12 protein-coding genes are annotated in these 14823 nt (G+C 70.4%); 8 read left to right on the top strand and 4 right to left on the bottom strand.

The annotated features are described in order from the left end of the window. A partial coding sequence (locus tag LOY02_RS07395) for a helicase-related protein (RefSeq protein WP_317181696.1) occupies positions 1–1052 on the top strand: 1052 nt, incomplete at its 5' end. A gap of 221 nt (positions 1053–1273) precedes the next feature. Then, a complete protein-coding gene (locus LOY02_RS07390; protein WP_317181695.1) occupies positions 1274–2305 on the top strand; it encodes a TerC family protein in 1032 nt (343 codons plus the stop codon). 79 nt (positions 2306–2384) lie between these two features. Here the strand turns inward: LOY02_RS07390 and LOY02_RS07385 are convergent, their stop codons facing one another. Continuing rightward, positions 2385–3224 (bottom strand): NlpC/P60 family protein, encoded by an 840-nt coding sequence (locus LOY02_RS07385; protein WP_317181694.1) that lies wholly within the window; start codon positions 3222–3224, stop codon positions 2385–2387. Between the two features lie 85 nt (positions 3225–3309). On the opposite strand from LOY02_RS07385, the gene LOY02_RS07380 reads away from it, so the two are divergent. Continuing rightward, entirely contained in the window at positions 3310–3621 is a 312-nt protein-coding gene (locus LOY02_RS07380; protein WP_317181693.1) for a hypothetical protein, read from the top strand. A gap of 72 nt (positions 3622–3693) precedes the next feature. On the opposite strand, the gene LOY02_RS07375 is transcribed toward LOY02_RS07380, so the two are convergent. Genes LOY02_RS07375 through LOY02_RS07365 form a run of 3 tightly spaced genes read right to left on the bottom strand, consistent with a single transcriptional unit; the run spans position 3694 to position 6904 of the window. Beyond that, complete coding sequence (locus tag LOY02_RS07375) at positions 3694–4377, bottom strand: MBL fold metallo-hydrolase (protein ID WP_317181692.1); 684 nt, start codon at positions 4375–4377, stop codon at positions 3694–3696. A 3-nt stretch (positions 4378–4380) separates the two neighbouring features. Then, on the bottom strand, positions 4381–5082 hold the full coding sequence (locus tag LOY02_RS07370; RefSeq protein WP_317181691.1) for a maleylpyruvate isomerase family mycothiol-dependent enzyme: 702 nt from the start codon (positions 5080–5082) through the stop codon (positions 4381–4383). Continuing rightward, complete coding sequence (locus LOY02_RS07365; protein ID WP_317181690.1) at positions 5069–6904, bottom strand: glycoside hydrolase family 15 protein; 1836 nt, start codon at positions 6902–6904, stop codon at positions 5069–5071. Before LOY02_RS07365 ends, LOY02_RS07370 begins: the two co-directional genes overlap by 14 nt. 199 nt (positions 6905–7103) lie before the next feature. On the opposite strand from LOY02_RS07365, the gene uvrA reads away from it, so the two are divergent. From uvrA to LOY02_RS07340, 5 genes are all read left to right on the top strand, one after another. Further along, the gene (uvrA, locus tag LOY02_RS07360; RefSeq protein ID WP_317181689.1) at positions 7104–10184 is read left to right on the top strand and encodes an excinuclease ABC subunit UvrA; all 3081 of its coding nucleotides are present in this window, start codon (positions 7104–7106) and stop codon (positions 10182–10184) included. Further along, complete coding sequence (locus LOY02_RS07355) at positions 10181–10657, top strand: Rieske (2Fe-2S) protein (protein ID WP_317181688.1); 477 nt, start codon at positions 10181–10183, stop codon at positions 10655–10657. The genes uvrA and LOY02_RS07355 overlap by 4 nt, the downstream gene beginning before the upstream one ends. A gap of 133 nt (positions 10658–10790) precedes the next feature. After that, on the top strand, positions 10791–12908 hold the full coding sequence (gene uvrC / locus LOY02_RS07350; protein WP_317181687.1) for an excinuclease ABC subunit UvrC: 2118 nt from the start codon (positions 10791–10793) through the stop codon (positions 12906–12908). After that, positions 12905–13828, top strand: coding sequence for an RNase adapter RapZ (rapZ, locus tag LOY02_RS07345; RefSeq protein WP_317181686.1), 924 nt, complete (start codon positions 12905–12907; stop codon positions 13826–13828). Before uvrC ends, rapZ begins: the two co-directional genes overlap by 4 nt. A 2-nt stretch (positions 13829–13830) precedes the next feature. Next, positions 13831–14799, top strand: coding sequence for a uridine diphosphate-N-acetylglucosamine-binding protein YvcK (locus LOY02_RS07340; RefSeq protein ID WP_317181685.1), 969 nt, complete (start codon positions 13831–13833; stop codon positions 14797–14799). Positions 14800–14823: the final 24 nt, after the last annotated feature.

The raw sequence follows: 14823 nt of genomic DNA, 5'->3' as shown, positions 1-14823 counted from the left end.
TGTACGAGGGCGACATGTCCCGCAAGCGGATGCTCGTCGAGCACGGTTTCCGGCTACCGAGCGCGATGGACAACCGGCCGCTCAAGTGGGAGGAGTTCCTCGAGCGGATCGGCCAGACGGTCTACCTCTCGGCGACCCCGGGCGAGTACGAGCTGGCCAAGTCCGCGAAGGGCGGGCCTCCGGTCGAGCAGATCATCCGGCCGACCGGCCTCGTCGACCCGGAGGTCGTGCTCAAGCCCACCAAGGGTCAGATCGACGACCTCATGGACGAGATCCGCACTCGCGTCGACAAGAACGAGCGCGTCCTCGTCACGACCCTGACGAAGAAGATGGCCGAGGACCTCACCGACTACCTGCTCGACAAGGGGATCCGGGTCCGCTACCTCCACAGCGACATCGACACGCTGCGCCGCGTCGAGCTCCTCCGCGAGCTGCGGCAAGGCGTCTTCGACGTGCTCGTCGGCATCAACCTGCTCCGCGAGGGTCTCGACCTGCCCGAGGTCTCGCTCGTGTCCATCCTCGATGCCGACAAGGAGGGCTTCCTGCGCTCGACGCGGTCGCTCATCCAGACCATCGGTCGCGCTGCCCGAAACGTCTCCGGCCAGGTCCACATGTACGCCGACACGATCACGCCCTCGATGCGGGACGCGCTGGACGAGACGAACCGTCGCCGCGAGAAGCAGCTCGCCTACAACCGGGAGCGGGGCCTCGACCCGCAGCCCCTGCGCAAGAAGATCGCCGACATCACCGACCTGCTCCAGCGCGAGGACGCCGACACCCAGGAGCTCATCGGCTCCGGGCGGATGCAGTCGCGCGGCAAGAGCGGCGCCGGTCGCGGTGCGGTGGCGGCGGACGTCGGGGTCTCCGCCGGGGGACGCGGTGAACGGCCGTCCGACCTGGCCGCGTCGGACCTCGCCGGGCTGATCCAGGAGCTGACCGCGCAGATGCACCAGGCCGCGACCGAGCTCCACTTCGAGCTCGCGGCCCGGTTGCGGGACGAGATCAGCGAGCTGAAGAAGGAGCTGCGACAGATGACCCAGGCCACCCGCTGACGCAACGGACCTGCTACCCGGCCCCGATTTGAGCGCGCGGACCAGGGATGAAACACTCAAGCGTTCACGGAGGGGAGTATCCCCGAAGCGATGGGCTCGTCATCACGGCTCCGACCCCGTTCAACCGGGTCGGTCCCGGGCCCACCGGCCGGCCTGTTGGGCGGGAGAGACCTCCGGTTGCTCCAGCTGTCCTGTCGACGCTGTAACCGGAAGGTGCCCGAATGAACGTTCCCGCCTGGGGCTGGTATCTCACCATCGGCCTGATGACGGTCGCCCTGCTCATCGACGTCTTCGTCATCGCCCGACGGCCCCACGTGCCCTCCATGGGAGAGGCGGGTCGGCATCTCGCCTTCTACGTCACCGCGGCCGTGCTCTTCGGCCTCTTCGTCTGGTGGGAGTGGGGCGGTCGCTACGCCGGGGAGTTCTTCGCGGGCTGGCTCACCGAGTACTCGCTGTCGGTCGACAACCTCTTCGTCTTCCTGCTCATCATGCAGAGCTTCCGGGTGCCGCAACGGCTCCAGCAGTCGGCCCTCATGATCGGCATCATCATCGCCATCGTCCTGCGCGGGATCTTCATCGCCCTGGGCGCCGTCGTCATCAACGCGTACGCCTGGGTGTTCTACATCTTCGGCGCCTTCCTCATCTACACGGCGATCAAGCTGGCCAAGGGCGGGGAGACGGATGACGACGAGTACCACGAGAACCGCTTCCTCATCTGGGTCGAGAAGACCTTCCCAGCGACGCAGCAGTGGCACGGGGCGCACCTCACCGTCGTGCAGAACGGCAAGCGCCTCATCACCCCGATGATGATCGTCATCCTCGCCCTCGGCACGACGGACCTGCTCTTCGCCCTCGACTCGATCCCGGCCATCTACGGGCTGACGAAGGAGCCGTTCCTCGTCCTCACGGCGAACATCTTCGCCCTCATGGGCCTGCGGCAGCTCTACTTCCTCATCGGCGGGCTCCTCAAGCGCCTCATCTACCTCAGCATCGGGCTGGCCGTGCTGCTCGGCTTCATCGGCGTCAAGCTGATCCTGCACGCCCTCCACGAGAACAACCTGCCGTTCATCAACGACGGCGAGCCGCTCCACGGAGTCCCGGAGATCCCGATCAGCGTCTCGCTCGGTGCGATCGTCGTCATCCTCGGGGTGACCACTGTCACGAGCCTGCTCAAGACCCGGCGCGACGCACGTGCCGAAGCGCGCGCTGCCTCGCCGGTCGATTCCGGCCCCGGCAGCACCAGCTCCGACTGACCGACCGGCCCCACTGACTGGCCCGGCCTGACTGAACGGCCGGCCTGACTGAGTGGCCCGGCTGACTGGCCCGGCCGACTTACCGGGCGGACGGTTTCGACCCGGCGACGCTATTGGACGGCCGCTCCTGGTACGGCAGGCGGCCGGCGCCGGCGAGGGTGGCCACTCGCTCGGGCGACAGCGGCTCCTCGACGAGGAGCCGGCCCGTCTCTGGCGCGTGGACCATCCACCCGGGCGAGACGACGATTCCGACATGGTGGATCCGGTGGCCGGGCCGGGCAAAGAAGTAGAGGTCGCCGGCCTCGACGGCGTCGAGGTCGACGGGTGCGGCCGCCTCTGCCTGCGCGTGGGCGTCGCGGGGGACGAGGACCCCGAGCTGGCGCCAGGCCTGGTGGACCAGGCCGGAGCAGTCGAAGCCGATCTCGGAGATCCCACCCCAGAGGTACCCGACTCCGAGGTGCTGCCGGGCGAAGGTGACCACCGAGTCGGCCTTCGACGCTGCACGCTGCTCCGGACCTCGGAGCTCGACATCGGGTGGCGGCACCGGGCCGAGGTGCGCGGCCGGGACCCAACCTGGGTACCCCCGAGGGTCCTTCGGCGACAGCTGCCAGAGGGCGCGGACCTCGGCCCATCGGCCGGACGGGTCGTGGCCGACGACGAGGACCGGCTCGCCCGCGACGAGCTGACTCTCCACCCGGCCGTGCAGGCCGAGCCGGCCACTGCCGTCCTCGCCCTCACCGCGATGGGAGTCGAGCGTGGCCAGCCACGACTGGACGTCCGGGTCGTCACGGACGATGTCCGCGTCCACGTCGCGGGGGCGATCCGGCGCCGACCAGAGCATGGTTGCCGAGACCTGCACGAGAGCCGTGGGCCGACGTGACGGCGTCGCAGTGCCACGGGGCGAGGTGACATGCGACACGGACCTCATCCTTCCATGCAGCCACACGTCGTCCCTCGAGGGACGAAGGGCTGACAGGGAGGCCCGGCCGTCGTACCGTCGGAGCATGGGCGAGATCACGGTGGAAGAACTCCAGGCTCCGAAGCACCGTCCCGACCCGGAGGATGCCTTGGTGGTGATGCAGGGCTGGTTGCACGCGCCGCCCGACTGGGACCAGAGCCGGCTGGAGCGGCTGTGGAACGAGAAGCACGGGCGGGCGCGGCTCGGCGTCGGGCTCTCCGTCGCCAACAGCCCGAGGCGCCACTTCGTCGTGAGCAACGTCCCTTACGACGTCGAGGTCGTCCGAGCGGAGCTCGAGTCCCTCATCGCCGAGCTCGAGGCTGGTTCGGACTCCGAGACCGTCCCCGCCCAGACCTGAGTGCCGGCGCCATCAGGTGCGCCGTGGCCACCATGGTCGTGGTCACGAGCGCCGTGGTCACCAGCGCCGTGGTCACCAGCCCCGGGCTCGCCACTCCGGCAGGTGGGGTCTCTCCGCGCCCAGCGTGCTGTCGTCGCCATGGCCGGGGTAGAACCACGTGTCGTCGTCATAGACGTCGAACACTCGCGTGGTGACGTCCTCGATGAGCGACGCGAAGCTCTGCCCGGGGTTCTTCGTGTTGCCGACACCGCCCGGGAAGAGCGAGTCGCCCGTGAACAGGTGGGTGTGCCCCGCCGGGTCGTGGTAGGCCAGCGCGATCGAGCCCGGCGTGTGCCCCCGGAGGTGGATTACGTCGAGCACGATCTCGCCGAAGTGCACGCGGTCCCCGTGGCCGACGCGCTCGTCGACTCGGACCGGGAGCTCGTCAGCATCGTCCGTGCCCGCAACGGTGCGAGCGCCGGTCGCGGCCACGACGTCCTCGAGGGCACGGATGTGGTCCCAGTGCCGATGCGTCGTCACGACGACGTCCAACCCCTCTCCGCTCTCCCGAACAAGGTCGAGGATGCGCGGGGCGAAGTCGGCGGCGTCGATGAGCAGCTGGCGCTTCGTCGCCCGACAGGTCAGCAGGTAGACGTTGTTGTGCATCTCCGAGACGGCGAGCTTGCGGATCGTCAGGGCGGGCAGCTCCCGCGCGTCGCACGGTCCGTCCGGCACGACGCGTCCGGTGTAGGTGTCGGGGCCGGTCAGGTCGGACATGCTTCAGCCTCCGAAGGGGAGTGACGGGAGGGACGGGTGCTCGTGCAGGCGGTCGGGCCGGGAGCGCGCGAGCCAGAGGAGGACACCGTCCCGAGGACCGGAGACGACGGTGCCGCCGTCGCCGACGGTCCACGCGTCGCCCTCGTCGGTGCGGATGGAGATCCCGGGGGCGCCCTCCGAGGAGGCGAGGTGAGACACGGTGTCCTCGAGGAAGAGACGCACGAGCTCGTCGGGAGTGTCCTCGAAGCCGTAACCGGCGTCGAGGTCGACGTGGTGCCAGACCACCTCGCGCAGCCGCATGTAGGGGACCCGCTCGGCAGGGATCAGCTGGCCGCCGGGCACCCGCTCGACGGTGGTCCCCACGTGCTCGATGCCGAGCTTGGCGATCTCGGGGGCGAGGGCTGCTGCCGTCGCCCTGACGTCGGCGGTCAGTGCCGTGGCGGGCCGCCCTGCCCCTGCCTCGATGTCGGCGTCGCGCGCCTGCGGCGAGTCGTACATCGTGTCCGGCTCGCCGGTGAGCACGACCGCGCAGACCCGAGCGAGGGCCTCGGCGTTGCGCGCCAGGTGGGCCAGGACGTGGCCACGGGTCCACCCCTGGCAGAGGGAAGGACCGCGGACGGCGGTGTCGTCCAGGCCCTCGGCCGTGGCGAGGAGCCGCTGCGTCTCGGTCGCCAGGTGTCGCGTCGAGAGGTCAATGAGGTGCATGTCGTGCCTTTCCGGTCGCCTCGGCCAGCGCGAGCGCCGCACCGACGAGGGTGAGGTGGGAGAACGCCTGGGGGAAGTTGCCCGCCATACGGCGGTGGACCGGGTCGTACTCCTCGGACAGCAGCCCGACATCGTTGACGAGGCCGACGAGGCGGTCCATGAGGGCCGTGGCCTCGGCCACCATCCCGGCCTTCGCGTAGGCGACGACGAGCCAGAAGGAGCACGCGAGGAAGGGGTGTTCGTCCCCGGCCAACCCGTCGACGCCCGAGTCCGTGCGGTAGCGCAGGACGAGGCCGTCCCGGAGGAGCTCGCGCTCGACGGCTCGGATCGTCCCGAGCATCCTCGGGTCGTCGCCGGCGATGAAGCCGACGCCCGACAGCGTCAGCAGGGACGCGTCGACCTCGGTCGTGTCGTAGTGCTGCACGAAGGTCTGCTTCTCCTCGTTCCAGCCCTTCTCCATGACTTCGGCGCGGACCACGTCGCGCAGCTCCCGCCAGCGGTCCACCGGCCCGTCGAGGCCGTGCTCCTCGACCGCTTGGATGGCTCGGTCGAAAGCCGCCCAGACCATGACGCGGGAGTGCGTGAAGTGGCGCAGCGGCCCACGGATCTCCCACAGGCCGTTGTCCGCCTGCTGCCAGTGCTCCGCGAGATTGTCCACGAGGGCGCGCTGCAGGTTCCACGAGTCCTCGTTCTCCGTGAGCCCCTGCTGCCGGGCGTGCTCGAGCGCGATCATCACCTCGCCGAGGACGTCGGTCTGTCGCTGACCGACGGCCCCGTTGCCGATCCGCACCGGCCTCGAACCGGCGTAGCCGGGCAGGTGGTCGAGCTCGCGCTCCGGCAGGTCCCGCGCGCCGTCGACGCAGTACATGATCTGGAGGTCCTCCGGGTCCCCGGCGACGGCGCGCAGCAGCCACTGCCGCCACGACTCCGTCTCCTCGACGTAGCCGCAGCCGAGCAGCGCCTCGAGGGTCAGCGCCGCGTCCCGGAGCCAGCAGAAGCGGTAGTCCCAGTTGCGCTCGCCGCCGAAGTCCTCCGGCAGGGACGTCGTCGGTGCCGCGACGATGCCGCCGGTGACGCCGTGGCTGAGCAGGCGCAGCACGAGGAGGGAGCGGGTGACCGCCTCCAGGTAGGGCCCGTCGTAGTCGTGGTGCGAGGCCCACTGGTGGGTGCGGCCGATCGTGTCCTTGATCCGATCTGTGACGTGGAGCGGTGGCGGGGTGCTCTCGTGGCTGCGGAACCACGTCGTCGCGAAGGTCAACGTGTCGCCCTCCGTGACGTCGAACTCGTCGACGTGGTGCCCGTTCTCCGCGTGGGGCAGCCGCGCCCCGCGCAGGACGATCATGTCGGGTCCGGCCACGGCGGTGATGATCTCGTCGACGCCGGCTTCACGCTCCTCCTTGTGCCGGCTGACCCAGGGGCGTGTCCGCCCGTAGCCGAACCGGACGATCCACTCGTGGCGCATCCGGACCGTCCCGGTCACACCGGTGATCCGGCGGACCACATCTGCTCGCCCGTCCGCCAAAGGCATGACGTCGACCACGGTGACCACTCCGGTCGGCGTCTCATGGGTGGTCTCGAGGACGAACGAGTCGTCCACGTAGCGGCGCGTGGTCTTCGTGTCGGGGTCGACCGGCCCGAGCAGCCAGCGGCCGTTCTCCGGCGTGCCGAGCAGGGCAGCGAAGCAGGCGTGCGAGTCGAAGCGGGGCAGGCACAGCCAGTCGACCGACCCTCCACGGCTCACGAGGGCAGCCGTCCCCAGGTCGCCGAGCACGGCGTAGTCCTCGATCGGTGTGGACCCGGGCGTGCGCTGGCTCCCGCTCATGAGGACACCGTATGCACCCATGGGGGGCTTCGCCCCCATGCACCCCCAGAAACCTGCGTGGCGGCGTCCGCGCCCCCAGTGACCCCCGGCCCAGGGGCCGTCAGGCGTCGGCTGTGCTGGGAGGGCAGGTGCGAAGGCTGCCGGCTCAGCGGCATACGGCATCTCACGGATTCCAGCACTGTCGGTGCGGCGACCTAGCATGGGGCGCGTGACTGCTACGCCCTCGGCCAACCCCCATTCGCTCGTCGTCCACGGGGCCCGCGAGCACAACCTCAAGGACATCTCGGTCGACCTGCCCCGTGACAGCCTCATCGTCTTCACCGGTCTCTCGGGCTCGGGCAAGTCCTCACTGGCCTTCGACACGATCTTCGCCGAGGGGCAGCGGCGCTACGTCGAGTCGCTCTCGTCCTACGCGCGGCAGTTCCTCGGGCAGATGGACAAGCCCGACGTCGACTTCATCGAGGGGCTCTCCCCGGCCGTCTCCATCGACCAGAAGTCGACCAACCGCAACCCCAGGTCGACGGTCGGCACCATCACCGAGGTCTACGACTACCTCCGGCTCCTCTTCGCGCGCGCCGGTCGCCCGCACTGCCCCGTGTGCGGCGAGCCGGTCACCCGGCAGACGCCCCAGCAGATCGTCGACCAGCTGCTGACCCTCGAGGACCGCACCCGCTTCCAGGTGCTCGCCCCCGTGGTGCAGGGACGCAAGGGGGAGTTCGTCGACCTCTTCGCCGAGCTGCAGACCAAGGGCTTCGCCCGGGCCCGGGTCGACGGCGAGGTCGTCACCCTCGCCGAGCCGCCGAAGCTCGAGAAGCAGCGCAAGCACACGATCGAGGTCGTCGTCGACCGGCTCGTCGCCAAGGGCGACGACAAGGGCGCCAAGCGCCGACTCACCGACTCCGTCGAGACCGCCCTCGGGCTCGCCGGCGGGATCGTCGTCGTCGACTTCGTCGACCGCGACCCGAAGGACGCAGAGCGCCAGCGGCGCTTCTCCGAGCGGATGGCCTGCCCCAACAACCACCCGCTCGGCATGGACGAGATCGAGCCGCGGTCGTTCTCGTTCAACTCGCCCTTCGGCGCCTGCACCGAGTGCACCGGCATCGGCACCGAGCTCGAGGTCGATCCCGAGCTCGTCGTGCCGGACGAGGACCTCACCCTCGCGGAGGGTGCCATCCAACCCTGGGCTCAGGGGAGCGGGTCGGCCGAGTACTTCCAACGGGTCATGGCCGCCCTGGCCGAGGACCTGAAGTTCTCCATGGACGTCCCCTTCAAGGCGCTGCCCGCGCGAGCCAAGGAAGCGCTGCTGCACGGGCAGAACTACAAGGTCCACGTCCGCTACCGCAACCGCTACGGCCGTGACCGGTCCTACACCACCGGCTTCGAGGGCGTCGTGCCGTTCATCAAGCGCCGGCACGCCGAGACCGACTCCGACTGGAGCCGCGAGCGCTACGAGGGCTACATGCGCGAGGTGCCCTGCCCGGTCTGCCGTGGTGCGCGGCTCAAGCCCGAGTCGCTCGCCGTGCTCGTCGGCGGGAAGAACATCTCCGAGGTGTGTGCCCTCGCGATCTGCGACGCGGCCGGCTTCCTCGACAACGTCGAGTTCACGCCACGGGAGCGCCAGATCGCCGAGCGGGTGATCAAGGAGATCGACGCCAGGCTGGGCTTCCTGCTCGACGTCGGCCTCGACTACCTCTCGCTCGACCGTCCCGCCGGCACGCTCTCCGGCGGGGAGGCCCAGCGGATCCGGCTCGCCACGCAGATCGGGTCGGGCCTGGTCGGCGTGCTCTACGTCCTCGACGAGCCGTCCATCGGTCTGCACCAGCGGGACAACCACCGGCTCATCGAGACGCTCACGCGGCTGCGCGACCTCGGAAACACCCTCATCGTCGTCGAGCACGACGAGGACACCATCGCCACGGCGGACTGGGTCGTCGACATCGGGCCCGGCGCGGGGGAGCACGGCGGGCACGTCGTGCACTCCGGCCCGGTCAAGGGGCTGTTCGAGCACCCGGACTCGCTCACCGGCATGTATCTCTCCGGACGGCGCGAGATCCCGGTTCCCGACGTGCGACGCGGACACGACGGTCGCCGGCTCACCGTGACCGCAGCCCGCGAGAACAACCTCAAGGACGTCACCGTCGACTTCCCGCTCGGCAACCTCGTCGCGGTCACCGGCGTGTCGGGCTCCGGCAAGTCGACGCTCGTCAACGACATCCTCTACAACGTCCTCGCCAACCGTCTCAACAACGCCAAGCGGGTCCCGGGACGCCACAAGTCGGTGACCGGGATCGATCAGCTCGACAAGGTCGTCCACGTCGACCAGAGCCCGATCGGGCGCACGCCCCGATCGAACCCAGCCACCTACACCGGCGTCTTCGACAACATGCGCAAGCTCTTCGCGGAGACGACCGAGGCCAAGGTGCGTGGATACCAGCCCGGTCGGTTCTCGTTCAACGTCAAGGGCGGCCGCTGCGAGAACTGCGCCGGCGACGGCACCATCAAGATCGAGATGAACTTCCTGCCGGACGTCTACGTCCCGTGCGAGGTGTGCCACGGCGCGCGATACAACCGTGAGACGCTCGAGGTGCACTTCAAGGGCAAGACGATCGCGGACGTGCTCGACATGCCCATCGAGGAGGCGGCCGACTTCTTCGAGGCGGTGCCGGCGATCTCCCGGCACCTCAAGACGCTCAACGACGTCGGTCTCGGCTACGTGCGTCTCGGCCAGCCCGCGCCGACGCTGTCGGGCGGCGAGGCGCAGCGGGTCAAGCTGGCCAGTGAGCTGCAGAAGCGTTCGACGGGCCGCACGGTCTACGTCCTCGACGAGCCGACGACCGGCCTGCACTTCGAGGACATCCGCAAGCTCCTCGACGTCCTCCAGGGCCTCGTCGACAAGGGCAACACCGTCATCGTCATCGAGCACAACCTCGACGTCATCAAGAACGCCGACTGGATCATCGACCTGGGCCCCGAGGGCGGCTCGGGCGGCGGCCAGGTCATCGCCGAGGGCACACCCGAGGACGTCGCACTGGTCGAGGGCAGTCACACGGGGCGGTTCCTCCGGCCGATCCTCGAGCGCACCGCCCGCACCCCGTCGCGAGGCGCGGGCACGAAGGCCGCGGGTCGGAGTGCCCCCACGCGCCGGACCACCGCGGCGGCGGCGAAGAGCACCTCGACGGTGACCGTCCGCAAGGACCCGGCGCCGAAGAAGGCGGCACCCAAGAAGGCGGCGGGCAAGCGCCCGGCGCGATCGACGCGAGCGACGAAGGGGTCGGCATGACCGAGCACGATGCGGGCCGCAGGAGCGTCATCGTCGGACTGGCCGGGGTCGCCGGTCTGGCCGCCTGCAGCAGTCCACCGGTGCCGTCGACGCAGGAGCCGACCGCCGACCCGTCCAGCCGCACCACCTCCGCGTCCCCGGGCAGCGCCACGTCGGCTCCAGCGACGAGCGCGGACCCGCCCGCAGCGGGAGGCACACCGGTGACGGAGATCCCGGTCGGCAGCGGCAAGATCTATCCCGACCGCAAGGTCGTCGTGACCCAGCCGGCGGCGGGCACGCTCAAGGCCTTCTCGACGACGTGCACCCATCAGGGGTGCGCGGTGACGACGATCAACGACGGCCACATCATCTGCCCCTGTCACGGCAGCGCCTTCGACATCGAGTCGGGCGTCCCGACGGAGGCCAGCCAGGCGAAGCGCCCCCTCCAGGCGAGGACGGTCGCCGTCTCCGGCGACACCTTCACCGTGACGTGATACGCCCCTCGACGACCTGACCGGACCCGACAAACCCACCTGCCCGTATGCCGCTGGGCGGGGTCCGCGCGTGTCCTGCAGACCCCGCGCAGCGGCATACGGGCACGTCGGTGGCCCGACATAGGGTGGTGCCGTGGCCGATCCGTTGACCTACCGCCCCAAGCCGGGGGAGATCCCCCTCGACCCGGGCGTGTACCGCTTCCGGGACGCCCACGGGCGGGTCATCTACGTCGGCAAGGCGAAGTCGCTGCGCCCGCGTCTGTCGTCGTACTTCCAGGACCTGACGGCGCTCCATCCCCGCACCGCCACGATGGTGACGACGGCGGCCTCGGTCGAGTGGACCGTGGTCCGGACCGAGGTCGAGGCCCTGGCCCTCGAGTACTCCTGGATCAAGGAGTTCGACCCGCGGTTCAACGTCAAGTACCGCGACGACAAGTCGTATCCGTTCCTCGCCGTGACGATGGGGGAGGAGTTCCCGCGGGCGCAGGTGATGCGCGGCGCCAAACGGCGCGGCACCCGCTACTTCGGCCCCTACGGCCACGCGTGGGCCATCCGGGAGACCCTCGACCTGCTCCTGCGGGTCTTCCCGATCCGGACGTGCTCCGCGGGAGTCTTCAAGCGGGCGGCTGCGAGCGGTCGGCCCTGCCTGCTCGGCTACATCGACAAGTGCTCGGCGCCGTGCGTGGGGCGGGTCAGCGCCGAGGAGCACCGGGCCATCGCCGAGGACTTCTGCGACTTCATGTCGGGCGACACGACCCGCTTCCTCAAGCGCCTCGAGACCCGGATGAAGGAGGCCTCCGCGGCCCTCGAGTTCGAGGAGGCCGCGCGCGTCCGCGATGACCTCGGCGCCATGCGCAAGGCGCTCGAGAAGCAGGCCGTCGTCCTCGGCGATGCGACCGACGCGGACGTCTTCGCCCTGGCCGACGATGACCTCGAGGCGGCGGTCCAGGTCTTCCACGTCCGGGGCGGCCGGATCCGGGGCCAACGCGGCTGGGTCGTCGAGAAGGAGAGCGAGGACCTGCCGCTGCTCGTCGAGCACCTCCTCCAGCAGGTCTACGGCGACGTGGCCGCGCAGAACGGCGATCGCGGCGCCGTGCCCCGCGAGGTCCTCGTGCCGATCCTGCCGGCAGATCCCGAGGCGGTCGCGGCGTGGCTGTCCGCGCTGCGCGGCTCGTCCGTCTCGGTCCGCGTCCCCCGGCGCGGCGACAAGCGGACGCTCATGGAGACAGTGCGGCGCAACGCGGAGCAGTCCCTTGCGCGCCACAAGGTCGCCCGGGCCGGTGACCTCACGCTGCGCAGCCAGGCCCTCAAGGAGCTGCAGGACTACCTCGGGCTCGAGGACCCCCCGCTGCGGATCGAGTGCTACGACGTGAGCCACGTGCAGGGCACCAACGTCGTCGCGAGCATGGTCGTCTTCGAGGACGGGCTCGCCCGCAAGGGGGAGTATCGCCGGTTCATCGTCCGCGGCGGCGCGGGGGCTCGCGCCGAGGCCGTCCCCAACGTCGCCGTCGACGGACCGGGCGCCGGGACCGTCGACGACACCGCCGCCATGCGAGAGGTGCTCACCCGCCGCTTCCGGCGATACCTCGAGGAGGCCGAGGGGATCGGTGACCTCGACCTGTCTGCCGGGGTGGAGACGGGAGCCGACGTCGGCCCCGAGTCGGACCGGCGGTCCGAGGCGGGTGCGGACCCTGGTCCTGAGTCGGACCGGGATGCAGCGGGATCAGGTCCGGTCGACCCGGCCACCGGCCGCCCGCGCCGCTTCGCCTACCCGCCCAGCCTCGTCGTCGTCGACGGGGGACTGCCCCAGGTCAACGCAGCGCAGGCGGTGCTCGACGAGCTCGGCATCGAGGAGGTCGCCGTCGTCGGGCTGGCCAAGCGTCTCGAGGAGGTGTGGTTGCCGAGGGTCGACTACCCGGTCATCCTGCCGCGCACGAGCGAGGGCCTCTACCTGCTTCAGCGCCTCCGCGACGAGGCCCACCGCTTCGCCATCACCTTCCACCGGCAGCGACGCTCCAAGGCCATGACTGCGTCTCTGCTGGACGGTGTGCCCGGTCTCGGCGCGGCGCGGCAGCGAGCGCTGCTCAAGCACTTCGGATCGCTGAAACGCCTCCGGGCTGCGGACGCCGAGGCGATCATGGCGGTACCGGGCATCGGGCCCGCCCTCGCCGCTGCCATCGTCGCGCACCTGTCCGAGAGCGGTCCGGCTGAGCCGGCCGTCAACCTCACCACTGGAGAGATTCTCGAATGAACACCGGGCCTGCGACTCCGCTCGACGACGCCAAGACCATCGCCGACGCCCCCCTCGTCATCGTCACCGGGATGAGCGGCGCGGGCCGGACGACGACCGCTAACGTCCTCGAGGACCTCGGCTGGCTGGTCGTCGACAACCTTCCACCGCAGATGCTCGAGCCGCTCGTCGAGCTGCGCCGTGCCTCCGTCGAGCGCCACCCCGACGCCGCGCTGCGGCAGGCGGCCGTGGTCGTCGACGTGCGCTCGCGGGGATGGTTCGCCCATCTGCAGGAGGCGATCGACGCCGCCAAGGTGCGAGGAGAGCGACCCCGCGTGCTCTTCCTCGACGCGACGGACGAGGCGCTCGTCCGTCGCTTCGAGAGCGTCCGGCGCCCCCACCCGCTCCAAGGGGACGGCCGGCTCCTCGACGGGATCCAGCGCGAGCGAGCGTTGCTGCGCGACCTGCGCTCGAGCGCTGATGTCGTCATCGACAGCTCCGGACTCAACGTGCACCAGCTGACGGCGAAGCTCACCTCGATCTTCGCCGGGGACCGCAAGGTGCAGCTGCGGATCGCCGTGATGAGCTTCGGCTTCAAGTACGGCCTGCCGCTCGACGCCGACGTCGTGCTCGACATGCGGTTCCTGCCCAACCCCTACTGGATCCCGGAGCTCAAGCCGCTCAACGGGCGAGACGACGCAGTGGCCGAGTACGTCCTCACGCAGGACGGCGCCGAGGAGTTCCTCGACCGAGCCAGCGCCCTCTTGGCGACGATGGTCGAGGGCTACATCCGAGAGGGCCGGCGATACGTCACCGTGGCGGTCGGCTGCACGGGCGGCAAGCATCGCTCTGTCGCCACCGCCGAGGCGCTCAGCGCCCGGATCGGGCAACGCGACCGCGTCGACACGTTCATCGTGCACCGCGACCTGGGCCGGGAGTGATCTTGCCTGCCCCGGCTCAGCTCCTGCCCACGCACCAGCGACAGATCGTTGCCCTCGGGGGAGGCCACGGGCTCGCCGCCGCGCTGAGCGCGCTGCGCCTGCTCACCGACCACCTCACCGCCGTCGTCACGGTCGCGGACGACGGCGGCTCGAGCGGACGGCTGCGCGACGACTTCCACGTTCTTCCGCCCGGCGACCTGCGGATGGCGCTGGCTGCCCTGTGCGACGACTCCGAGTGGGGTCACACGTGGCGTGACGTCCTGCAGCACCGGTTCGCCGGCCCCGGGGAGCTCAAGGGCCACTCCCTCGGCAACCTCATGATCGTCTCGATCTGGGAGCTGCTCGGCGACACCGTCGAGGGTCTCGACCTGGTCGGTCGGCTGCTCGGGGCGCGTGGCCGGGTCCTGCCGATGGCAGGCGAGCCGCTCGAGATCGTTGCCGAGATCCGCGGCCACGACCCTGCCGCCCCCGACGAGACCGTCGTCGTCCACGGGCAGCACCGCGTCGCGTCGTCGCCCGGTGTGGTCTCGTCGATCGGGATCCTGCCGACCTGCCCGCAGCCGTGCCCCGAGGCACTGGCCGCGGTCACGGAGGCCGACTGGGTCGTCTTCGGCCCCGGGTCATGGTTCACCTCCGTGATGCCACACCTGCTCGTACCCGATCTCGCCGACGCCCTCGTCGCGACGACGGCGCGACGGCTGCTCATCCTCAACCTCGAGGTCGCGAGGGACGAGACCCGCGACTTCCGCGCGGAGGACCACCTGGCGTCCTTCGCCGCCCACGCACCCCACCTGCGGCTCGATGCCGTCATCGCCGACCCCAGCGTCGTCGACGACCCGGCGACCCTGCGCGAGGCGGCCGCCGGCCTCGGTGCCGAGCTCGTCGTCGCACCCGTCGTCGCGCGGGGACAGCCGGGGACCCACGACCCCCTCCGGCTCGCCGCGGCCCTGCGTGACGTCATCTCCAGCTGACCCTCCGCGCCACGTCAGCGCCGT

It is taken from the genome of Intrasporangium sp., from assembly GCF_032907665.1.
GTDB lineage: Bacteria > Actinomycetota > Actinomycetes > Actinomycetales > Dermatophilaceae > Intrasporangium.
The sequence above is the reverse complement of the archived record's forward strand: the minus strand, read 5'-3'. Positions and strand labels throughout refer to the sequence as shown.